Origin of the sequence: Corallococcus sp. AB032C (assembly GCF_003668935.1) — a bacterium.
GTDB lineage: Bacteria > Myxococcota > Myxococcia > Myxococcales > Myxococcaceae > Corallococcus > Corallococcus exiguus.
In genome coordinates this window covers 1-21,435 of the sequence record NZ_RAWP01000123.1, presented here as the reverse complement: position 1 = coordinate 21,435, position 21,435 = coordinate 1, and the positions used below count along the sequence as shown (strand labels likewise).

Below are 21,435 nucleotides of genomic sequence, written 5' to 3'. Positions count from 1 at the left end.
GAGGATGGACTCACAGGCTGGCGGCGGCCAGGTTGGGCAGCTCCGCCCGGCGGGAGAAGAGGCTGCGGAAGTATCCGTCCGCGGGGGCCGCGGGCGGGGTGTGGTTCTCCACCGCGATGGGCAGGTCATCGGACAGGACGTCCTTGCTCTGCGTGTCGCGCCGGGGCGAGCGGCCGGTGGCCACCACGCTGATGCGCACCGAGCGCAGGCCCGGCGTGTACTCGGGCCCGAGGCCGTTCTGGAAGTCGTAGCGGGTGGGGTCGCCCGTGTTGGTGGCGTCGATGCCGAACGTCACCTGGAAGTCCTCCACGTAGTCCTGCACCACCACCGGGTCGGCCATGTCCATGAAGGGGCGCCCTGACACGTCGCTGCCGGGGATGCCCTCCGCGCGCATCAGCGCCTTGCGGCCGTTGCTCGCGTTCGTGCCGATGAAGTAGTGCAGCAGCCGCACGGGGTACACCAGGTCGCCCTTCTGGAAGCCGCCCTTGTGGGGCGCGTTGGAGAAGCCCGACACGCCGGTCTCCAGGAAGTTCACCGTGGCCGTGGGCGGGCTGCTCGTCACCGACGTCTGGGTGAGCAGCGCGGCGCTCTTCATGTTGCTGGCCACCAGCATGGGGTTGGCGGGCGCGGCGCCGGAGCGCGTGCCCGCGCAGTTGACCTCCAATGCACCGGTGCCCGGCTTCACCACCGTCATCGCCGCGCCCGGCGCGCAGTCGCGGCCCAGGTAGTTGCGGTCCGGTATCACCAGCCACAGGTCGTCGCTGCCGCTCGTGCCCGGCGCGTTGCCGGTCGTGGTGGCGGCGAGCACGCCCGTGCCCGCGCCGTCCCCGCCGAAGACGGAGTTGATGCGCTGGGGCGTGCCGCTGGACACCACCCAGAGGCCCTCGGACATGCCCGCGCCGGCCTGGCGCACCGCCGACAGCAGCGTCTCGCCCGCGAGCCGCGCGTTGTCGTGGCTGTCCGCCACGTGCTCCGTGTTGTGCACCACGCGCCCGCCCGCCAGCAGCAGCGCCGTGGCCGCCGCCAGGACGATGGCCGTGAGCGTCGCGGCCACCATCGTCTCCAGCAGCGTCATGCCGCGCGCGTTCGTCCGCGGCTTCGTCCGGAACTTCAACCGGCTCTTCATTGGACGAAGACCTCGCTGTGCACGATGGCGCGGTCCAGGCTGTCGCCCTTGCGGTACGCGCGCGTCCAGAAGGTGAAGGGCAGCGCCCCGGCAGGCACCATCGCCTGGGCCGCGGGCGGCAGGTCCTTGGGCAGCCCCTGCGTCACCAGGACCTCGCGGCAGTAGACGTCTCGGGGTAGCACCGTGTCCGGGGTGACGGTGGTGCAGGGCGTACCGGCGGGCACGTCCAGCGCGGGCTCCACCTGGCCCGTGGGGCGCACGCGGAAGTAGGCGCCGGTGCCGATGTCGCCCGTCTGCGGCGTGCTGGGGTCCAGCACCCAGGGCGCCGTGGCCAGCGCCACGTCCGCGGGGAAGAGCGCGGGCCGGGGGATGGCCTGGTTGGCCAGCTCCATCTTGGACGCGAGCCACAGCCGCTGCACGCGCGCCTCCAGCAGCATGCGCCGGCCCTGGAGCACCTGGCCGTCCTTCACGTCGCGGGTGGCGGCCACCATGCCCAGCACCGCGCCCACGGCGGCCATCGCCAGGACGCACGTGGCGATGAGCACCTCCAACAGGCCGCTGCCGCGCCGGGCGGCGGAAGAGGGAAGGGCTCTCATTCGAGGAACCTCTGGCTCCAGTTGAGGAGCTGGTAGAGCACGCCGTTGTTGCCGTCCACGGAGTCCTTCGCGTTGGGGCTGGAGGCTCCGGTGTTGGTCGCGTTGTCGATGCGCGTGACGCGCAGGGCGCTCACCTCCGCGCCCACCACGAAGTCCGTGGACGCGCCGCCGCTGTCGCGGTGGTAGACGGCCACGCCGCCGTAGTTGGCCAGCGTGGCGCCGCTCATGGGCTGGATGCCCGCCTGTGTGGCCGCCGTGTTGCCCAGGTCGATGCTGTACGTGTGGCCGCCGACGGACGCGCTCAGCAGCATGGGGTCGTTCACGGACTCCTCCGCGGTGCTGAAGTACGCGGTGCGCCCGGCGATGGTGATGTTGCCGTAGACGTGCTCGGGCGCCGGGAAGATGAGCGGGAAGGGCGCGGGCTCCTGGAGCACGCCGAAGGTGTTCGCCTCCGTGTGGGCCAGGTTCGCGTTGAGGGGCGAGCCGTCCAGCCGATAGCCATCCGTGCCCAGGGGCAGCCGGAGGCCCGCGTCCAGGAGCAGCGCGTGGAAGCGGCCGCCCACCGTGTCCGGGACCCAGTCCATGCCGGCGGTGCCCACCAGGGCCACCACCTTGCCCTTGTACTGGCTGAAGGCGGAGGCGTTCGCCGCGTCGAGCGGAATGCGCGCCAGGCCCACGTTGGTGCTGATGGGCTGGCTGGTGACGGGCAGCCCGCCGATGTTCATCGCCGTGTACTTGCAGGGCGCGGCTTCCGAGCACGCGGGGCCCATGCGCGCCACGTTGATGTTCATGCCGGTGGACGCGTCCAGCTCCCAGAGCTTGCCCTCCATGTCGCCCACGTAGAGGCGCGCGGCGCCGCTGGAGTCCTGCGACACGGTGGGCGCGGCGGGCGCGCTGTTGTCCACGCTGCTGGTGTAGGCCTGTTGCCACTGCCACAGCTTCTGGCCCGTGGCCACGTCGATGGCGAACACCTGCACGCCCTTGGCGGGAGAGCCGGGCGAGCCCGACACCGGCAGCGCGCCGGAGCTGCTGGAGGCGACGAAGACGGCGTACACGGGCTCCATGCCCAGCCGGCCCACGCCCACGGACAGCCCGCGCGAGCCACCCAGGCCGCTGTAGTCATAGAGGCCGCTCGGCTGACGGCCCGGGTCCGCGCGCGGCGGCAGCAGGAAGAGGCTCGAGTCCTCGTCCCAGGTGTACGTCCAGTCCATGCCGCCCTGGCCCTTGTCCGCCAGCGCCACCGCGGAGTTCGGCGCGCTGGAGGTGGCGTAGTGGCTGCCCACCAGGTGCCACAGCAGCACGGGCTTGAGCGGGTTCGTCACATCCAGGGCGAAGAGGTCGCGCCCCGTCTGGCCCACGTTGGCGACGAGCACGGTGTGCCATTCGCGGCGGCCGGTGCCCACGAAGTCCGCGAACACGTCGAAGACGGCGGGCGCGCTGTTCACCCGCGCGGTGTTGTTGCGCAGGCCCGCCAGCTGCGTGGCCGGCAGGAAGCTCCAGAGCTCCGTGCCCGGCGGGGGCGTGGTGCCGGAGCGGAAGCGCTGGGCGAAGTCCGTCTTGAAGCGCGCGCTCGCGTCCGGGTTGGGGAAGTTCAGGCTCTGCGCGGGGCCGTCATAGCGAGCGCCGCCGGAGACGTAGAAGGCGTGCACCTGGCCGTCCAGGCCCGCCGCGTAGGCCACCGTGGGGCGGGCGGCGGTGGTGTCCCGGATGAGGGGGCTGGCCGTCACCACCACGGGCGACGAGTGGATGAAGCCGCCCAGGTGCGCCTTGTTGTCCGCGTCCTCGTTGTTGCACTGGGTGACGGAGGGCTCGAGGACGGGCGTCTCGCCGGCGCCGTCGTTACCGGACACCGTGGCGTAGCAGTAGCCGCGCACCCGCTGGAGCATCATCGCCACCGCGTTGAAGTCCACGCCCAGCTGCAGCTTGTTGATGACCTCGTTGGCGACGCCGAAGTCCGCCCCGCCCAGCTGCGGTGAGTACTGCGTCGCCTGCTGCAGGTCGCAGACGCCGTCCGGGCCCTTCACGAAGTCGTAGCGGAAGCCACCGTCGCGCGCCGTGGCGCGGCCGAGCTTCAGCTCGTCCACGCAGCCGGTGTTGGGGACCGAGCCGTAGTTGCGGTTGATGCGCGTGCCGGAGACCTCCTCCGGCTTCCAGCCCACCTGCATCACCCCATGCGGCGCGGTGCGGCCGGCGCCCAGCGTCGGGTTCACCGTCACCTCGCCGCCGAAGTAGGTGAAGAGGTTGCGGTCGCCGGGCGCGGGCATGCGCGCGTCCGCGTTCCACAGGGTGCCGTCCGACAGCGAGTTCTCCCCCGTGGACAGCGCATCCCCGCCAATGAGCGAGTGCGCGCGCAGCGTGCCCGGGTAGTAGGGGAACACCCAGTGCGAGCCCTGCGCGGGCGTGTACGTGTCCGCGCCGGGCGGGTAGCCCGTCACGGCGTTGTAGGAGGTCTTGAACAGCAGGGCGCGCGAGCCGCTGGTGTCGCTGCCGTTGGTGTCGTCCAGCGCGACGGGCGCGGACACGGTGCGCTCGCTCTGCAGCGGTTCGTTTCCCAGGTTGAGCAGCGTGTTGAGCACGATGCGCGTGCCCGCGACGCTGTCCTTGAAGTCATGGCCCGCCAGGTAGACGATGGTCGCCTTCTGCGGATCATTGTCCTTCTGGTTGAAGGAGAAGAAGTCGTTGCCGCGAAGGGCGTTCGCCGCCACGTGCGCGGGGTTGTCGTACTGGTTGCCCGGGGCGTAGTTCACCCAGCTCACCGCCAGTCGCCGCACGCCGTTCTTGAAGGTCGTCCGGTAGTTCTCCGTCTCGCCCGCCACGTTGTTGAAGCGGAAGTCACCCAGCTGGGAGAAGGGGTCACCCGGGTTGGGGTAGACGATGCAGGCGGGCCGGGGCGAGGACTCGTTCATGTAGTCCGGGTCCGTGCAGTTGCGGCCGTCCCAGTTCTTGCCGCTGTTGCCCAGCTTGTTCTTCTCGAAGTTGACGTCGCCCTGGAAGCGCGTGGAAGGCACCAGCCCTCCGCCCACCTTGTCGGTGTGCTCGTAGGACCAGATGCTGGTGCACTCGGCGAACAGGCCGTTGCCGCGCTGGTTGGTGAAGTGGGCGATGTTGTTGAGGACGTTCTCCGCCTGGTTGCCGGCGCCGTCTCCGTTGGACTGGTACGCGGGGCGGGTGCTGTCGCCAATCTGCCAGTGCGGCGCCCAGAACACGCGGTAGCGCGGGCGCAGGGTGACGGGGTCCACGGCGTTGAGCAGGCCGTTGGGGAACGCCGCGGTGGAGATGAGGTCCGCGTTGGCGTGGAGCGCGTCGTAGATGAGGCCGGGCTGTCCGCCGTTGATGCTGCAGCCGCTGGTGGTGCCCTGCGGGCAGCCGCCCGCGCCGTTGAAGTCCAGGCCCGCGTTGCGCAGGTAGTCGTCCAGCATGCCGCCCTTCACGAACGACGTGTCCACCGCGTTGTCGTCGTCCAGGTCCAGCAGGGCGATCTTCGGGGGCACGCGGTTCAACCGCCGGCCAATGGGCGCGTTGAACTCGATGGTGGCCTGGTGCATGCGCACGTAGAAGCAGCCGATGCCGTTACTGAACGTGTTGCAGTTGCACGTCGTGCGGAACTTCTTCGGCGCGTCCGCCCCGGCGGAGGAGTTCAGGAAGTCGAGCGCGTTCTTCGCGTCCTTCGCGTCGATGATGAACGCGCCGCCCATGTACTGGACGTCGCGGAAGCCGCTGGCGGTGCTGAGCGTCGTGGCCGTGAAGTTCGGCCGCGCCTGGGCGGGGTTGGTGGTGAAGTTGTCGATGTTCGCTTCGGGGAACAGGCCGCTCGCGGGCAGCGCCTGCAGGGGCGGCACCGGCACGACGGGCGCCGCGTCCGCGCGGGAGATGTGGAAGTCGCAGCCGTCATTCCAACTGGGGTCGTTCCACTGGCCGTTGTGCGGCAGGGGCGGCAGGTGCTTGTTGGTGGGCACGCAGCGGTTGGGGGACCGCTTCGTATCGTCGATGGCCAGGTACACCGTCACCGGGTGGTTGGCGTTGAAGCCGCCCGCCTCGTTGGACTGCAACAGGCGCCACACCAGGCCGTAGGCCGACAGGCTTCCACAGCCCTGCTGGAAGGTGGCCTGCTCCGGGATGATGAGCGCGCCCTGGCTGAAGGTGACGATGTCCGTCGCGGACGCCGGCAGCGCCGTCAGCAGCGCCAGGCCCAGCAGGATTCGCCGCGCCGCGGAAATTCTGGGGGAGGTGGGGGCCAAGGGTTCACCGGGGGTTGGAGGCCGACTGACCCCCTCGGGGTCGGAGGTCACCCCTGGCTTGTGCACACCGTATGCCCCGGCGTGGGAGGACTCCCGTACGGGGGGAGCCTTGGAAAGAAACCGTGTGGCTGTGAGTGGGCGACCTCAGCGGCTACGCAAAGCTTGCGAGGTCCGCACGTCGTGCATAGCGGCGGAGGCCGGGTCGCCTAATCCGCGAGCTTGCCGCCCCGGCCGGCCTTCTTCTCGGAGGTGCGCTTCTTGTCCTCCAGGCGCCGGCGCTTGGAGCCCAGGGAGGGGCGGGTGGCCTTGCGGACCTTGGGGACGAAGGTGAGGGCCTGCAGGCCGGCGCGCAGGCGGCGCACGGCGGCGTCCTTGTTCTGGGACTGGCTGCGGCGCTCGGTGGCGGTGACGGACAGCTCCGTGGGCGGGTGAGAAAGGCGCACGCCGCTGGCGGTGGTGTTGCGGTGCTGACCGCCGGGTCCGGAGGCGATGAAGAACTCCACGTCGCAGACCTTCAGCAGGGCCTCGTCATCCAGGGAGAGGGCCTCCCGGGCGGCCTGGCGTCGAGCGGGTGCGATGGGGATGGTCGGCGGCGTCATGGCGGTCCTCAAGTTAGCGCCGCGGAGACGCCACCGGTACCCCGCGCCTGACATCGGGCGGCGCGGGGCCCCTTGAAGGCCTGCTTCAGGTGTAGTTCAGGTTGAAGGTGAAGCCCGTCTTGGCGGCGCGCCCGCTCTCGTCGGTGGCCACGAACTTCACCACGTAGGGCAGGACGGAGAGCGACCGGTCCGTGGTGACGCGCACCTGCGCGGTCGTCTCGCCCGGGGCCAGGGTGACGGGGTCGGCGCCCAGCCGCGTCGTGCCCGGGGTTTCCAGCGTGAGGGTGAGCGCGCCGGTGAAGCCCTCCGCGCGCGTCACCGTCACCGTCACCTGGGCGGACTGGCCGGGCGCCACGTTCACCTGGCGGGGCTCCACGGCGAGGGCGAAGTCAGGCTGGGGTTCGGGCGGCGCCAGGATGACCAGGGAGATGTTGCCCCGGGCGGTGACGTTGTTGGCCGGGTCTTCCGCGATGAGCTGCAGCGCGTTCACGCCGTAGCTCGTGACGCTGTTGGACACCGAGATGGTGGCGGTGGTGCTGACGATGGTCTCCCCCTCCGGCAGGGAGAACGCCGGGCCGAAGGTGACGCCCTCGGGCGAGATCGCCGCGCTCACGCGCACCTCTCCCAGGTTGTCCGCGATGCGCTGGATGGCGATGTCATAGGGGACGGAGTCGCCGGGCGCGGCGGTGACGGTGTCCGCGCCTCCCCAATCCAGGTGGTAGTAGGGCGTGTTGCCGCCGCAGCCCAGGGCCAGCGCGCAGGCGAGGACGGCGAGACGGGGGAGGGAACGCGGCATGGGAGGGCTCCAGGGGTGGCGAAGCAGGGTTGAGCATGGGGCCGGTGCGCGAGGGCCCGCAAGCGTCCCCGGGGAAGACGGGCGTCAGCGAAACAACGAACAGGCGGCGAGATAAGTCCCGACGTGGGCCTCCAGCGACGGCGCCAGCGGCCGCGCGTAGCCGCCGCCCAGCGTGAGCACCACGGGGAGTCCGCGCTCCTTCGCCGCGCGCATGACGCGCAGGTCGCGCTCGCGCAGCCCCGCGTGGGTGAGCGACAGCCGGCCCAGGGTGTCCTCCTCCAGCGGATCCACGCCGGCCTGGAAGAAGAGCAGGTCGGCGTGGGCGGACTCCAGGACGTGGGGCAGGTGCGCGTCGAGCGTGGCCAGGTACTCCGCGTCCCCCACGCCGTCCTCCAGCCCCAGGTCCAGGTGCGAGGCGTGCTTGCGGAAGGGGAAGTTGTGCTCGCCGTGCATGGAGAAGGTGAAGACGGACGGGTCGCCCTCGAAGGTGGCCGCGGTGCCGTTGCCCTGGTGCACGTCCAGGTCCACCACCACCGCGCGGCGGATGGCCCCTTCGGCCTGGAGCACGCGGATGGCCACGGCGATGTCGTTGAAGACACAGAAGCCCTCCCCGTGGTTCGGGAAGGCGTGGTGCGTGCCGCCGGCCAGGTTCGCGCCGAAGCCGTCCTCCAGTGCGGCGCGAGCGGCGGCCAGGGTTCCGCCCACGGACGCGCGCGCGTTGTCCACGAGCCTCAGGGACCAGGGGAAGCCCAGCCGCCGCAGCTCCGCGTCGGTGAGATTTCCGCCGAAGAAGGCGTCCAGGTAGCGCGGGGTGTGGACGCGCTCCAGTTCGGTGCGTTCCGCGCGGGGGGCTTCATGGAAGACGGCGGGGGGAAGGATGCCGCGCTCGAGCAGGATTTCGCGCACCAGGCGGTACTTCTCCATGGGGAAGCGGTGCCCGTCGGGCAGGGGGACCAGGTACCGGTCGATGTGGAAGACGCGCACGGACCCGGGGCGTAACGCCCGTTCCGGAGGGGTGCAACCGGGGGCGTAGAACTTCCGGCGGGCCTGTCCGTTACAGGAGCAGGCGGCGCGAACGTGCCCGCCCCGCGCAGTCCCCAGGAGCCCACACCCATGAACCTGAAGCCCCTCTCGCGGGCCGTCCTGACGGCCGCGCTCGCCACCGGTCTGTCCGCCACCTCCGCCTGGGCCGTCACGCCCGCCAGCGCGCCGGCCACCACCACCGCGAAGCCCGCGGCCGAGAAGCCCGCGCCCGTCAAGCCCACGAAGCCCACGGACACGCCGGCCACCGGACCCCAGGCGCCCACGGGGCAGGGCGCGCAGGCCCAGGGCCAGGACGCGCAGGTCCAGCCGCAGGGGGCGCGGCCTGAAATCGAAGTGGCGTTCGTGCTGGATACGACGGGGTCGATGGGCGGCCTGCTGGAGGGCGCCAAGCAGAAGATCTTCTCCATCGCGTCGCGCATCGCGAAGGGCAAGCCCACGCCGCACCTGAAGGTGGCGCTGGTGGCGTACCGCGACCAGGGGGACGCGTACGTGACGAAGCGCTTCGACCTGAGCGACGACATGGACTCCATGTTCGCGGAGCTGCGCAAGCTGGACGCGAACGGGGGCGGGGATCATCCCGAGCACGTGGGGCGCGGCCTGGGCGAGGCCGTGTCGCTGCTCAAGTGGAGCCAGGACCGAGAGGTGATGAAGGTCATCTTCCTGGTGGGCGACGCGCCCCCCGCCCAGCGCGAGGCCGCCTGGGACTTCAAGCTCTGGTCCAAGCGCGCGAAGGAGCGCCACATCGTGGTGAACACGGTGCGCTGCGGCGCGGACTCCTCCACCGAGGAGTCCTGGCGCTACGTGGCGAAGCTGACGGACGGCACCTTCGACTCCATCGACGCGGCGGGCGGCATGGTGGCGGTGGCCACGCCCTTTGACGCGGAGCTGTCTCGCGTGAACGCGGAGCTGGCGTCCAAGACGCTCTACGGTGGCCGCGCGGAGGCCCAGGCCGTGAACCGCGCCCGCGCGGAGGCGACCAAGAGCATGGCCGCGGAGGCGGTCGCGGACCGCATCAGCTTCATGAAGGAGAGCCGGGGGGCGGGGAAGGGCGCCGCCAGCGCCGGAGCGGTGAGCAGCGCGCCCGCGGCCGTCGCGGGTGGCGTGGACCTGCTGGAGAAGCCGACCGCGCTCGGCGGCCTCAAGGACGACGAGCTGCCCGAGGAGCTCAAGGGCCTCAAGAAGGAGGAGCAGGCCGCGAAGGTGAAGCAGCTGTCCGCCGAGCGCAAGGTGCTGGAGGAGAAGGTCGCGAAGCTCGCCACCGAGCGCGACCAGTGGCTCACGAAGAACGCCCCCACCAAGGAGGACGCCTTCGACGCCAACGTGATGAAGAGCGTGAAGACGCAGGCCGCGAAGTTCGGCGTCACGTACTGAGTGACACCCTGCCGGGCGGGGCCCAACAAGGCCCCGCCCGCGAGGCTATTCGCGCGTCACCGCCCGGAGGACGATTTCCCGGCGCTGGTCCAACAGCCGCATCGCCCAGGGCCGCGTCACCCGGTACACGCCGAAGTGGAGCACGGCGAACCCGAGGATGAAGGCCACGGACTGCCAGCCCGGCCCGTCCTTCCCCGCGGCCCGCAGCGCATGGCCAAACGGCATGCAGCCCACGCTGGCCGCGAAGATGCCCAGCATGGACGCGGTGAGGGGAATCCGGTCGCGCCGCTTGAGGCTCGCGTGGAACTTCACCGGGAAGTACAGCGACAGGAAGTTGCCCGCGGCCAGCAGCATGGGCACCACCGCCGCCACCGCTGCCATGGCGCACAGGAAGTCCACGAGCGTGCCCGAGCCGAAGTACACCCGGTAGAAGGCGCCCACCAGCACCGCCATCCCCAGCGCCGCCACGCCCTGCACCCGGTTCTTCGCGCGCAGCACGTCCGCCAGGTTCATGGGCGCCGCCAGGAACACCGCGAAGCCGTGCCCGTCGTACGCGAAGGTGTTCTGCGAGAACGTGGACGCGATGACCACCGCGCCGTAGATGCTCAGGCCGCCCATCACCCACGCGTCCGCGCTGCCGCCCAGCAGGTACACGAAGAGGTCCCTGCCGGAGAGCAGCTTCAGCAGGATGGCCAGGATGAAGGGCACCGCCGCCAGCAACCGGGCGCGCGGGTTGTGCCACAGGTCCAGCACCTCGCGGCGCAGGAGCGTGTCGAAGCGCGTGCCCGTGGTGGCGAACGGGTCGCTGTCCTTCCCATCCCCCTGGTCGCCGCCGGAGCGGCCTCCCGCCTGCCGGTGGAAGCGCATCAAGAGCGCGTACGCCACGACCATGCCCATGCAGGTGAAGAACAGGAGCCCGAAGGCCTCCAGCATGGCGATGCCCACGCGCCCGTGCGCCAGCTGTCCCAGCCCGTCGCCGAAGAAGCCCGGGGGCACCTGGCTGAGCGCCACCGCCGCGTTGATGATGAGGCTCATGTCCAGCGCGCCCACGCCCGTCTCACCCATGCTGGTGAGCCACGACGTGTCGATGGGCGGGATGAACGACGCGGCGACGAGGAACGCCACCATGCCGCCGCCCATGATGCGCGCGCTGTGCTTCGCCCTCAGCACGTTGATGACCGTGTAGAGGCCCACCCGGCTCCACGCCGCGCAGAAGAGCGCGAACAGCACGTAGAGCACCGCCGCCAGCCACGGGGAGGCCAGCCGGTGCCGCGACGCATAGCCCACCGCCGCGCCGGTGAGGGGCGCGTAGAACACCAGCGCGCGGGGCTCGAAGAGGCTCGCCACCGTGGAGCCCATCAGCAGCCGGAACGGAGAGATGGGGAACGCGGCGTAGCGCGACAGCTCCGAATGGTCATCCACGCCCGCGGACAACAGCGGCCACGTCACCCACGTGGCGGCGGTGACGAAGCACAGCAGGTTGAGGATGAAGTACGGCCACACGTTGCTGTGCACGATGAGCGGCATCCGCATCAGCTTGAAGAAGCTCAGGCCCAGCAGCACGCCCGGCGCGCTGGAGCCCACGAACGCGGCCACCGCGAGCAGGCGGCTCTTGCCCGGACCCTGGTTGAGGCCCAGGTGCAGACGCAGGCCCCAGAGCAGCAGCAGGTGCTGGAAGAAGCCGGGGACCTTCGGACGCGGGCTGCTCACGCGGTCTCCCGGCGCAGCGGCACCACGTTCGCCGCGGGCTCGCCGTAGAACGACAGCTTCGCGTTGCGCGCGGCGGGCACGGAGATCAGCTTCTCGAACACCGCCTCCAGCGTGGACGCGCCGTGGCGCTGACGCAGCTGATCCACCGGGCCCTGGTCCAACATGCGCCCGCCCCGGATGACGCCCGCGTGCGTGGCCAGCCGCTCGGCGATCTCCAGCACGTGCGTGGTGAGCAGCAGCGTCACGCCCCGGCGGGACAGCTCGCGAAGCAGCTCGCGGATGACGCCCGCGGCGAGCACGTCGATGCCCTCGAAGGGCTCATCCAGCAGCACCAACTCCGGCGCGTGGATGAGCGCCGCGGCGATGGCGAGCCTGCGGCGCATGCCCTTGGAGTACTCCGCCACCAGCGCGCCCGCCTTGTACGTGAGCTCCGTCAGCTCCAGCAGCTCCACCGCGCGCGACGCGGCCTCCGCGCCGTCCAGTCCGTACATGCGCGCGCAGAAGGTGAGGTACTGACGGCCGGTGAGGCGCTCGAAGAGGCTCAGCTCCTCCGGCACCACGCCCACGCGCTGCTTCACGTCCAGGGGCCTGGCCACGGCGTCCACGCCGAGCATGCGGATGGTGCCCTTGTCAGGCCCGTACACGCCGGTGAGCAACGCGATGGAGGTGGACTTGCCGGCGCCGTTGGGCCCGAGGAACGCGTAGAAGGCGCCCCGCGGAATCTGAAGCTCCAGGCCGTCCAGCGCGGTGAAGGTGCCGAAGCGCTTGACGAGGCCGCGGGCGTCGATGGCCAGCTCGGAGCCGGCCGGTTCTGAAGAGGGGGGCGTCATGAAGGACGCCATCACACCATGCACCCAGGGGCTGCCCACAATCCTCGGGTTGACGGATGGTGCGGCCCGCCGGGCGCTTCCCGACTCAGTGCACCATGGCCACCTCCGGCGGCCCGACGATCTGCTGCACGGTGGTGCGCACCTTGTCCAGGTCCACCGGCTTGGAGATGTAGCCGGCGGCGCCCACCAGCTCCGCCTCCCACTCGAAGCCGTAGCCGGAGATGATGATGATGGGCAGGTTGCGCGCCCGCGGCATCTTCTTGAGCGCGTCCAAGAGACCCCAGCCGCTCATGACGGGCATGCGCAGGTCCAGCAGCACGGCGCCCGGGATGTCGTCCTCGAGAAGATCCAACGCCTCGCGGCCGTTCTTGGCCTCGATGGTGGCATAGCCCATCTCCTGGAGGGCATCGCAGATGAGCGTGCGGTGACTCGCGTCGTCGTCGACGACCAGGATGAAGTTCGACATGGGCTTGAGCCTCTGGAGTGGCGGCGTCTGCTTGGGGACCGCGATTCTATGGGGACGAAGATGGGAATGCCCCTTCCATTGCGGAAGGGCCTTCGTTTCTTTTCAACATTCCCCATAGAGCGACAGCGTGTTTCCTCCCAGCACCCCCGCGAGCGCGGCCTCGTCCAGCCCCAGCCCGGCGAGCGCCCGCAGCTCCCGGTCCCACGCATAGGGGATGTTGGGGAAGTCCGTCCCATAGAGGATGCGCTCGGGCCGGACCTCCAGCGCCTTCCGGGGAAGGGGCACGGGGAAGTAGCCGCCCACCGCCATGGTCGTGTCCAGCCAGAGCGAGTCATGGCGCTCCAGCAGGCGCGCGTACGCGTCGAACTCGTCCGCTCCCAGGTGCGGCACGCACAGCTTGAGCGTGGGATGATCCTTCAGCACACGCTCCACCCGCTCCGCGGCGCAGAGTTGGTGCGGATCCACCGGATACCGGGCGCTGGAGGGCTCCCGCCCCGAGTGCATCACGAGCGGCTTGCCCGCCCGGGCGCACGCTTCATAGAGCTCGTTCAGCTGGGGCGCGTCCGGGGAGAAGGCCTGGACATGACAGTGCAGCTTCACGCCCTTCAGCCCCAGGGCGAACGCCTCCTCCAGGATGCCGACGGCGCCGGGCTCGCCCGGGTACACGGTGCCAAGGCCGATGACGCGGGGCTCGGTCTTCGCCACTTCCGCCACGAAGGCGTTGAGCGCGCGCGCCATGCCGGGCTTGTGAGCGTAGTGCAGGGCGACCACGCGCTCGACGCCTCGGGACAACAGGAAGGACAGCACGTGGGGCGTGTGCAGCTTGTAGCGGATGGGCCAGCCGTAGCGGTCGAACCAGCGCCACACCGCCTCGAAGACGCGGTCGGGGAACAGGTGCACGTGCGCGTCCACGACGGGCGGCAGGCCGGGGTCCACGCGGGGCCCTTCCTCGTCCGCCAACGCGGGCATGGGCATCTGGATGCCCTGTTCCCGCCAGGTCGCGGCCGGCGAGGAGGCCAGGCACGGCACCGGTGCGTCGTCGTCCTCGTGTTCGCTGGGGTCGTGCTCTTCAGGAGGCTCGCGGTGAGCCGTCATCCGCCCGTGCCCGGCCCGGAGGACTTCTTCGCGTCGTCGTCCTCGTCCTTGTCCAGGCGCCGCAGGTAGCTGTTGTGCGCGTAGCCCTGGCGCTCCAGCCGCTGCGCCTCGATGGCGTCCGCGACCTTCGAACACACCTGGCCGAGCATGCGCAGGGACTCGGCGATCAACCGCTCCGCGTGATCCTGCGCATTGGCGGACGGAATGATGGGGCGGTCGCGACGGAACGGCAGGGGCAACTTCATCCTCTGGAATCTAAGGGATGCCCCTGCGCGGTGCCACGCGTCAGTCCCGCCCCGTCCCCTGGCCGCCCCTCCCGGGCTGGCGGGTTCACGGAGTGTTGACAGCGCAACGCGGCATCGCCCCCCGGGCCGGGTTAACCGCGTTGACAGTGTCCCAGTTTACATTTTGCGCCGGCCCGGTCCCCGGAGCACCCCTGTGCACCCCCTTGAGTGTTGGCAACTCCCTGGAATCACGAAGGGTTTACGAATTTTCAAGCAGGGGGATGACAGCGCCGGGATTCACCTCTACATTGCCTCCGTCGGATTTCACTCAAGAGGTGCTGCGCATGGCTTACGACGGCGAGCTTGTGAAGATGCAGAACGGTCGCTGGGCGCGTTTCCAGCGGTGCCAGGTGTACCGGCCGGGCGTGACGGACGCCGGCGAGACCATGCTCCTGATCGCGGTGGAGCTGGAGGAGCGCTATCAGCAGCTGCTCGACGAGGCGGCGGATTCCCTCGCGGAGTACCGCTCCCAGGGCGTGCCCGTGCAGGTGCGGCTGGCGCCGGACGCGCAGGGGCTCACCCTGCACCCGGAGGCCCAGGCCTCCGTCTCGGTGAACTAGGCCCCTCCTCGGGGTTCCAGGCTGTAAACCCACGGGCTCCGCGCTTCACCGCGCGGGGCCCGTCTCATTTACAGCGCTGACAGGTCCGGGCCGCCGTCTACTTTTCAACGCACCGCATGCCACCCACACGGTGCGCGAATGCCGCGCTCAGTCGTGGATCTGGAAGAAGCGGACGGCATTGTCCCGGGTGACCCGTCGGACGAGCCGCTCGGACAGCTTCGCCTTGCCCAGCAGGTTCGCCGTGCGCGCGAGCCCCAGGATGTCCCCCGCGCCGTCGCCCGCGTCCGAATCCAGCACCAGGCGCTCGCTGCCCAGCCGCCGCACCAGGGCCACCGCCCGGTCCGCCTGGAGGGCCTCCGGGTGCAGGGTGAGTCCGGCCCAGTGGCCCACCTCCAGGATGGTCCGCACGGTGCGCGCGTTGGCGTGGTCCACCAGCGCGCGCGAGGGCAGCAGGCCTGACTGGCGCAGGAGCGTGAGGATGCGCCGCGTGTGGCGCTCCTTGTCCTTGAGCGGCGTGTGCACCACCACGCGCAGCTTGAGCTGGCGGGCCAGGGCCAGCTGCTCCAGGAAGGCCTCTTCCTCCTCCTCGCCTCCCACGTGCAGCCCCGTCTCGCCCAGGGCCACCACCCGGCCGCCCTCGAAGTAGTCCGGCAGGTGGCTCAGGACTTCGGACAGCCCCCGGCGCGGGATGCAGCGCGGGTGCACGCCCAGGGCGGCCCAGGCGCGGATGCCCAGCCGCTCCAGGCGCGGCAGCTGCTTCTCCACCAGCTGGTCGAAGTGCTGACGCAGCCCCTTGGCCGTGGGCTCCGGGAAGTGGTGCGCCACCACCAGGGCCTGTTCCACGCCGAAGAAGCGCATGGACTCCAGGTCCTGGTCCGTCAGGGCCTCCGGGTGGAGGTGCGCATCGAAGAGCGGAAGCGGCTCGGCCACGGGCAGTCGTTCTCCTTCGTTTCAGTCCTGGCCCGTCGCGGCGCCCTCGTTGCGCGGGTCACTGGAGGAATAGCGCAGGTTGGTGCGCGGGTCGCTGTAGACGGCCTCCGCGTCGCCCCAGGCGTCCACCCGGCGAATCTTGTGGCCCTTCGCCTCCAGCGCGGACAGCGTCGCCGGCTCCAGGCCCCACTTGTCCACCCACAGCTCGTCCGGGAGGTACTGGTGGTGCAGCCGGCCCAGGCCCACCGCGCGCGCCACGTCCATGCCCTGGTCCACTACGTTGCTGATGGCCTGGATGACGGTGGTGGGGATGGTGGAGCCGCCGGGGCTGCCCACCGCCAGCATCACCCGCTTCGGATCCTCCTTGGAGAACACCAGCGTGGGCGACATGGAGGACAGGGGCACCTTGCCGGCCTGGATGGCGTTGGGCTCACCGGTGACGAGCCCGTACGCGTTGGGCACGCCCGGCTGCGCGGCGAAGTCGTCCATCTGATCATTGAGCAGCACGCCGGTGCCCTTGGCCACCAGGCATGAGCCGAAGCTGTAGTTGACCGTGGTCGTCATCGCCACCGCGTTGCCGTCCTTGTCGATGACGGAGATGTGGGTGGTGTTCTTCTTCTCCGGCTCCGGCGTGAGCGGCCCCGCGTCCTTGCGCAGCGTGGAGGCCGGACCGCCCTTCAGCGGCGCCAGGAGCGACGCGCTGGGCGTGGCCTTCTTCGGGTCGATGCCGCCCGCCAGGTCCGCGATGTGGCCGGGCGACGTCAGCCGCTCCAGCGGCACCTGCACGAAGGCCGGATCGCCCAGGTACTTCGCGCGGTCCACGTACGCGCGCCGCACGGCCTCCACATAGAGGTGCAGCGACTCCGGGTCGCGGTACGGCACGCCCTGCGGCCGCAGCTGCTGGAGCATGCCCAGCACCTGCACCACCGCCAGCCCGCCCGCGCTGGGCGGCGGCATGGTGAGGATGCGGTGCCCGCGGTAGGTGGTCTCCAGCGGCGTGGCCGGGCGCGTGCGGTAGTTCGTCAGGTCCTCCTGCGTGAGCAGCCCGCCCGCGTCCTGCACCGTCTTCACCAGCGCCTGCGCCACCGGGCCCGCGTAGAAGGCCTTCGCGCCGCCCTTCGCCACCCGCTCCAGCGTGCGCGCCAGGTCCGGCTGTTTGATGAGGTGCCCCACCGGAGGCACGTCCGGCGTCCCCTGCGCGTTGGGCGTAAGGAAGATGCGCGCGGCCTCCGGGTCCTGGCGCAGACACTCCGCGCGGCCGGTGGCCATCTGCTGGTACTTGGGCGTCACCCAGAAGCCCTGCTTCGCCAGCCGGATGGCCGGGGCCAGCACCACCGCGGGCTTGAGCTTGCCGTGCTTGGACAAGAGCTCCAGGTAGCCCGCCACCGCGCCCGGCACCGCCACGCTCAGGGCGCCGTCCGTGGACAGGCCCGGCACCAGCGCGCCGTCCTTCAGGTACATGTCACGCGAGGCGCCCTTGGGAGCCACCTCCCGGAAGTCCAGCACCTGCGTGCCGCCCGACTTCGCGTCGTGCACCAGCGCGAACCCGCCGCCGCCCACGCCGGAGTGGTAGGGGCCCACCACCGCCGCCACGAACGCCGCCGCCACCGCCGCGTCCACCGCGTTTCCGCCCTTGTCCAGCATCTGGAGCGCGGCCTCGCTCGCGGGCGGATACGCCGTGGCCACCGCACCTCCCCGGTAGGGACGTGCCGCACCCGCCTGCGCCGCCACCAGCAACACTGCGAGTCCCAGCGCACGGAACGACTTCCGTCCCGCGGCGCCCATGTGTGTTTTCCCCACCTGGAGGCCTTTCCTTGTGATTTCCGGCCGTTCCCTAATGCACCACGCGCCGCGCCAGGGCCAGGGTTTCAGTCAGGCAACATTTTTTTCCTTGGATTGTGAGCGGAAGCGGGGCAGGCTTCGGTCATGCGCAGCAACGGGCGGTGCTCATGAGTCCTCCGAACCCCGTGGAAAACCCGGCGTCGGTTCCGACTCCGGCCTCCACCACGGCGCGGCTGACGACGTTCCTGAAGCCGCGCTTCGGCATCACGGTCCAATGCAACACGTTGTGTGTGGCAGTCAGCGCCCGCCCCTCCCCGGACGTCCCGCGATCCGCTTTGAAGTCCGGGCGCGGTTGACGAGTTGATCGGCGGTCCCTAATTCTCCGCCGCATATGACAGCTCTGGCGGCGGTTGTGCTGTGCGCGGGCAAGGGCACGCGGATGAAGTCGGAGAAGGCCAAGGTCCTTCACCCCATCCTCGGCCGGCCCCTCTGTGCCTATCCCTTGAAGCGGGCCCTGGAACTGGGCGCCACGCAGGTGGTGCCGGTGGTGGGCCACCAGGCTTCGGAGGTGGAGAAGTCCATCCGCTCCCACTTCCCGGACGCGCCCCTGCGCTTCGCGCTCCAGAAGGAGCAGAAGGGCACCGCGGACGCGGTGAAGGCGGCCGAGGACGCGCTGAAGGGCCATGACGGCCGCGTGCTCATCCTCTACGGAGACGTGCCGCTGCTTCGCAAGGAGACGCTCCAGTCGCTGCTCGCCGCGCATGACGCCGCGGGCGGAGTGCTGGCGCTGGTGTCCACCACGTTGGAGGACCCCACCGGCTACGGCCGCGTCATCCGCGAGGCCGGCAAGGTGGCGCGCATCGTGGAGCACAAGGACTGCACCCCGGAGCAGCGCGCGGTGAAGGAGTGCAACGCGGGCATCTACTCCGTGGACGCGGCCTTCCTCTGGAAGGCGCTGGCGGAAATCAAACCCGTCAACGCGCAGGGCGAGTACTACCTCACCGACCTGGTGGAGATGGCCGCGAAGCTGGGCCCCGTGGGCGCGGTGGACGCGGACGCCACGGAGACCGCGGGCGTGAACGACAAGGTGGAGCTGGCGGCGCGCGCCCGCGTCCTCCAGCAGCGCATCAACGAAGCCCACATGCGCGCGGGCGTGTCCATCCAGGACCCCGCCACCGCGTACATCGAAGAGGGCATCACCATCGGCACCGACACGGAAGTAGGCCCCAGCGTTTCGCTGATGGCCGGCACCGTCATCGGGAAGAACGTCACCATTGGCCAGGGCAGCGTGCTCACGGCTTCGGTCGTGGCGGATGGCACCCACATCAAGCCCTACTCCGTGCTGGAGGAGGCCCGTGTGGGTGAGCGTTGCATCATCGGCCCGTTCTCCCGGCTGCGCCCCGCCACGGAGTTGGCAGAGGAAGTGCATCTTGGGAACTTCGTGGAGACGAAGAAGGCCCGCATCGGGAAGGGCACCAAGGCCAACCACCTGACTTACCTGGGCGACGCGAACGTTGGCGCGGGCTGCAACATCGGCGCGGGCACCATCACCTGTAACTATGACGGGGTGAACAAGCACCTGACCGAGCTGGGCGATGGCGTCTTCATCGGCTCGGACAGTCAACTGGTGGCGCCGGTGAAGGTGGGGGACGGCGGGTATGTCGGCGCGGGCTCCACGGTGACGAAAAATGTGCCTCCTGGGAGCCTCGCTGTGTCCCGCGCGCCACAGGTCGTGAAGGAGGGTTGGGTGGCTGCCAAGAAGGCCCGGCAGGCGAAGGTGAAGGCTGGTTAGGAAGAGTGCTCGCCTGCTGTTCGGTCGGCGGGGCGGGGTTGGGCGTGTTGGGCGTGAACGGGATTCCCGTGGTTTGCTCCGGCGGCCGCGGGACGAGAAAGAGGCAGGACGAACATGTGCGGGATTGTTGGCTACGTCGGTGACAAGGAATCTGCTCCCATCCTGGTGTCGGGTCTGAAGAAGCTCGAGTACCGGGGCTACGACTCCGCGGGCGTCGCGGTGGTGGGCGGCAACCAACTGAACGTGGTGCGCGCCACGGGCAAGCTGCGCAACCTGGAGAACCGCGTGGTGCAGGATCTGCCCAGGGGCACGACCGGCATTGGCCACACGCGCTGGGCCACGCACGGCCGTCCCTCCGACGAGAACGCCCACCCGCACACGTACAAGAACGTGGCGGTGGTGCACAACGGCATCATCGAGAACCACCTGGCGCTCAAGGCGGAGCTGCGCTCGCGCGGCCACGTCTTCGCGTCGGAGACGGACTCGGAAGTCTTCGCGCACCTCATCTCCGCGGAGGTGGAGCGCGGCGTGGACCTGCCGGACGCGGTGCGCGCGGCCATCAAGCGCGTGAAGGGCACCTACGGCCTGGTGGTGGTGTGCTCCAACGACCCGGGCCGCATCGTGTGCACGAAGGACGCGTCGCCCATGGTGCTGGGCCTGGGCGAGGGCCAGAACTTCGTGGCCAGCGACGTGCCGGCGCTGCTCGAGCACACGCGCGACTTCGTCTACATGGAGGAGGGTGACCTGGCGGTCATCACCGCGGCGAAGGTCGACATCTTCAACCGCGAGGGGAAGCTGGTGAACCGCCCCACGCGCCGCATCGACTGGACGCCGATGATGGCGGAGAAGGGCGGCTACAAGCACTTCATGCACAAGGAGATCTGGGAGCAGCCCCGCGCCATCGCGGACACGCTGCGCGGCCGGATGCTCCTCACGGAAGGCGACGTCCACTTCGACACGTGGAACCTGTCCCAGGAGCAGGTGAAGTCCTTCACCAAGGTCACCATCCTGGCCTGCGGCACGTCCTGGCACTCGGGCGTGGCCGGCAAGCACATGATTGAATCGCTGGCGCGGCTGCCGGTGGAGGTGGAGCTGGCCAGCGAGTTCCGCTACCGCGACCCCATCGTGGAGAAGAGCCACCTGGTCATCGCCATCAGCCAGTCGGGTGAGACGGCGGACACGCTGGGGGCCTTCAAGGAGGCCAAGCGGCTGGGCGCGCACACCATGGCCATCTGCAACGTCATTGGCAGCGCGATGACGCGCGAGTCGGACCTGCACATCCTCACCAACGCGGGCCCGGAGATTGGCGTCGCGTCCACCAAGGCGTTCACCACGCAGCTCGTCACCCTGTACCTGCTGGCGGTGAAGCTGGGCCGCATGCGCGGCACGCTGTCGGTGGAGGGCGCGCAGGAGCACCTGACGCACCTGACCCAGGTGCCGAAGATGATTGAAGAGGTCCTCAAGTGCGAGCCGCAGGTGAAGCGCGTCGCGCGCGAGTTCATGAACGCGCAGGACTTCCTCTTCCTGGGACGCGGCCCCATGCACCCGGTGGCGCTGGAGGGCGCGCTCAAGCTGAAGGAGATTTCGTACATCCACGCGGAGGGCTACGCGGGCGGTGAGATGAAGCACGGCCCCATCGCGCTCATCGACGAGAAGATGCCCGTCGTGGTCATCGCGCCGAAGCAGCCGCACGTCGCGTACGAGAAGATCATCGGCAACATCGAGGAGGTCCGCGCGCGCGGCGGCAAGGTCATCGCCATCCTCGACGAGGACGACACGCAGGCGGACACCCTGGCTGACCACGTCATCCGCATCCCCGCCGCCTGCGCGCTGCTCGCGCCGGTGGTGGCCACCATCCCGCTCCAACTGCTCGCGTACCACGTGGCGGAGATGCGCGGGAACGACGTGGACCAGCCGCGCAACCTGGCCAAGAGCGTGACCGTCGAGTAGCGCTGCACGGCTTCCACGCCTGAATGCGAAAGAGCCCGGACTCCCTTCACAGGGGGCCCGGGCTTCTTCGTTCCCGCTACTTCTCGTCCGCCAGCTCCAGGAGCACCTCCAGGTCCGCGGCGGCGTCCAGCGACTCCAACAACTCCAGGTTCTCCACCACCTCGCGATCCTCGTCGGTGAGCTGGGGCTGGGGCCGGCGCGTGTCCGAGGGCGGAGGCGGGGCCTCCGGGTGCACGGCCTTCGCGGGCGCGGGGGCTTCCTTGGGG

The 21,435-nt window shown here is 70.1% G+C and carries 18 protein-coding genes; 4 read left to right on the top strand and 14 right to left on the bottom strand.

The genetic code is table 11. The features are described 5' to 3' along the window. Window positions 1–10 precede the first annotated feature (10 nt). From D7X99_RS35695 to D7X99_RS35670, 6 genes are all read right to left on the bottom strand, one after another. Window positions 11–1,126: a PilW family protein gene (locus D7X99_RS35695; protein ID WP_121781666.1), complete on the bottom strand. Its 1,116-nt coding sequence runs from the start codon at window positions 1,124–1,126 to the stop codon at window positions 11–13. Then, window positions 1,123–1,722, bottom strand: coding sequence for a type II secretion system protein (locus tag D7X99_RS35690; RefSeq protein WP_121781665.1), 600 nt, complete (start codon window positions 1,720–1,722; stop codon window positions 1,123–1,125). Before D7X99_RS35690 ends, D7X99_RS35695 begins: the two co-directional genes overlap by 4 nt. Beyond that, window positions 1,719–5,960, bottom strand: a complete 4,242-nt coding sequence (locus tag D7X99_RS35685) for a hypothetical protein (RefSeq protein ID WP_121781664.1) — start codon at window positions 5,958–5,960, stop codon at window positions 1,719–1,721. The genes D7X99_RS35690 and D7X99_RS35685 overlap by 4 nt, the downstream gene beginning before the upstream one ends. 206 nt (window positions 5,961–6,166) lie before the next feature. Beyond that, on the bottom strand, window positions 6,167–6,559 hold the full coding sequence (locus D7X99_RS35680; protein ID WP_169827949.1) for a peptide chain release factor-like protein: 393 nt from the start codon (window positions 6,557–6,559) through the stop codon (window positions 6,167–6,169). 85 nt (window positions 6,560–6,644) lie between these two features. Then, a complete protein-coding gene (locus D7X99_RS35675; RefSeq protein WP_121781662.1) occupies window positions 6,645–7,355 on the bottom strand; it encodes a hypothetical protein in 711 nt (236 codons plus the stop codon). 84 nt (window positions 7,356–7,439) lie between these two features. Further along, entirely contained in the window at window positions 7,440–8,339 is a 900-nt protein-coding gene (locus tag D7X99_RS35670; RefSeq protein ID WP_121781661.1) for a histone deacetylase, read from the bottom strand. Window positions 8,340–8,468: 129 nt separating this feature from the next. On the opposite strand from D7X99_RS35670, the gene D7X99_RS35665 reads away from it, so the two are divergent. Further along, window positions 8,469–9,770, top strand: a complete 1,302-nt coding sequence (locus D7X99_RS35665; protein ID WP_121781660.1) for a VWA domain-containing protein — start codon at window positions 8,469–8,471, stop codon at window positions 9,768–9,770. A gap of 45 nt (window positions 9,771–9,815) precedes the next feature. Here the strand turns inward: D7X99_RS35665 and D7X99_RS35660 are convergent, their stop codons facing one another. The 5 genes from D7X99_RS35660 to D7X99_RS35640 form a co-directional block, all read right to left on the bottom strand. Further along, window positions 9,816–11,480 (bottom strand): hypothetical protein, encoded by a 1,665-nt coding sequence (locus tag D7X99_RS35660; RefSeq protein ID WP_121781659.1) that lies wholly within the window; start codon window positions 11,478–11,480, stop codon window positions 9,816–9,818. Further along, on the bottom strand, window positions 11,477–12,310 hold the full coding sequence (locus D7X99_RS35655; RefSeq protein ID WP_121781671.1) for an ABC transporter ATP-binding protein: 834 nt from the start codon (window positions 12,308–12,310) through the stop codon (window positions 11,477–11,479). The genes D7X99_RS35660 and D7X99_RS35655 overlap by 4 nt, the downstream gene beginning before the upstream one ends. 85 nt (window positions 12,311–12,395) lie before the next feature. Next, window positions 12,396–12,776, bottom strand: a complete 381-nt coding sequence (locus D7X99_RS35650; RefSeq protein ID WP_014394116.1) for a response regulator — start codon at window positions 12,774–12,776, stop codon at window positions 12,396–12,398. 102 nt (window positions 12,777–12,878) lie between these two features. After that, complete coding sequence (locus D7X99_RS35645; RefSeq protein WP_121781658.1) at window positions 12,879–13,871, bottom strand: amidohydrolase family protein; 993 nt, start codon at window positions 13,869–13,871, stop codon at window positions 12,879–12,881. Next, window positions 13,868–14,116: a hypothetical protein gene (locus tag D7X99_RS35640; RefSeq protein ID WP_120576850.1), complete on the bottom strand. Its 249-nt coding sequence runs from the start codon at window positions 14,114–14,116 to the stop codon at window positions 13,868–13,870. Before D7X99_RS35640 ends, D7X99_RS35645 begins: the two co-directional genes overlap by 4 nt. A 323-nt stretch (window positions 14,117–14,439) precedes the next feature. On the opposite strand from D7X99_RS35640, the gene D7X99_RS35635 reads away from it, so the two are divergent. Continuing rightward, complete coding sequence (locus tag D7X99_RS35635; protein WP_120561800.1) at window positions 14,440–14,715, top strand: hypothetical protein; 276 nt, start codon at window positions 14,440–14,442, stop codon at window positions 14,713–14,715. Between the two features lie 147 nt (window positions 14,716–14,862). On the opposite strand, the gene D7X99_RS35630 is transcribed toward D7X99_RS35635, so the two are convergent. Then, window positions 14,863–15,645, bottom strand: a complete 783-nt coding sequence (locus D7X99_RS35630) for a TatD family hydrolase (RefSeq protein WP_121781657.1) — start codon at window positions 15,643–15,645, stop codon at window positions 14,863–14,865. A 21-nt stretch (window positions 15,646–15,666) separates the two neighbouring features. After that, window positions 15,667–17,430, bottom strand: coding sequence for a gamma-glutamyltransferase (ggt, locus tag D7X99_RS35625; protein ID WP_121781656.1), 1,764 nt, complete (start codon window positions 17,428–17,430; stop codon window positions 15,667–15,669). A gap of 388 nt (window positions 17,431–17,818) precedes the next feature. Between ggt and glmU the strand changes: the two genes are divergently transcribed. Then, the gene (glmU, locus tag D7X99_RS35615; RefSeq protein ID WP_121781655.1) at window positions 17,819–19,219 is read left to right on the top strand and encodes a bifunctional UDP-N-acetylglucosamine diphosphorylase/glucosamine-1-phosphate N-acetyltransferase GlmU; all 1,401 of its coding nucleotides are present in this window, start codon (window positions 17,819–17,821) and stop codon (window positions 19,217–19,219) included. A gap of 114 nt (window positions 19,220–19,333) precedes the next feature. Continuing rightward, window positions 19,334–21,169, top strand: a complete 1,836-nt coding sequence (glmS, locus tag D7X99_RS35610) for a glutamine--fructose-6-phosphate transaminase (isomerizing) (RefSeq protein ID WP_121781654.1) — start codon at window positions 19,334–19,336, stop codon at window positions 21,167–21,169. 76 nt (window positions 21,170–21,245) lie between these two features. On the opposite strand, the gene D7X99_RS35605 is transcribed toward glmS, so the two are convergent. Next, on the bottom strand, window positions 21,246–21,435 hold a 190-nt coding region (locus D7X99_RS35605), incomplete at its 5' end, for a hypothetical protein (protein WP_121781653.1).

Excerpts from the sequence above, each read along its gene's own strand:
- D7X99_RS35695 (WP_121781666.1), bottom strand. The coding sequence starts at position 1,126 with ATGAAGAGCCGGTTGAAGTTCCGGACGAAGCCGCGGACGAACGCGCGC.
- D7X99_RS35680 (WP_169827949.1), bottom strand. The coding sequence starts at position 6,559 with ATGACGCCGCCGACCATCCCCATCGCACCCGCTCGACGCCAGGCCGCC.
- D7X99_RS35645 (WP_121781658.1), bottom strand. The coding sequence starts at position 13,871 with ATGACGGCTCACCGCGAGCCTCCTGAAGAGCACGACCCCAGCGAACAC.
- glmS (WP_121781654.1), top strand. The coding sequence starts at position 19,334 with ATGTGCGGGATTGTTGGCTACGTCGGTGACAAGGAATCTGCTCCCATC.
- glmU (WP_121781655.1), top strand. The coding sequence starts at position 17,819 with ATGACAGCTCTGGCGGCGGTTGTGCTGTGCGCGGGCAAGGGCACGCGG.
- D7X99_RS35675 (WP_121781662.1), bottom strand. The coding sequence starts at position 7,355 with ATGCCGCGTTCCCTCCCCCGTCTCGCCGTCCTCGCCTGCGCGCTGGCC.
- D7X99_RS35650 (WP_014394116.1), bottom strand. The coding sequence starts at position 12,776 with ATGTCGAACTTCATCCTGGTCGTCGACGACGACGCGAGTCACCGCACG.
- D7X99_RS35635 (WP_120561800.1), top strand. The coding sequence starts at position 14,440 with ATGGCTTACGACGGCGAGCTTGTGAAGATGCAGAACGGTCGCTGGGCG.
- D7X99_RS35665 (WP_121781660.1), top strand. The coding sequence starts at position 8,469 with ATGAACCTGAAGCCCCTCTCGCGGGCCGTCCTGACGGCCGCGCTCGCC.
- D7X99_RS35640 (WP_120576850.1), bottom strand. The coding sequence starts at position 14,116 with ATGAAGTTGCCCCTGCCGTTCCGTCGCGACCGCCCCATCATTCCGTCC.
- D7X99_RS35690 (WP_121781665.1), bottom strand. The coding sequence starts at position 1,722 with ATGAGAGCCCTTCCCTCTTCCGCCGCCCGGCGCGGCAGCGGCCTGTTG.
- ggt (WP_121781656.1), bottom strand. The coding sequence starts at position 17,430 with ATGGGCGCCGCGGGACGGAAGTCGTTCCGTGCGCTGGGACTCGCAGTG.
- D7X99_RS35655 (WP_121781671.1), bottom strand. The coding sequence starts at position 12,310 with ATGACGCCCCCCTCTTCAGAACCGGCCGGCTCCGAGCTGGCCATCGAC.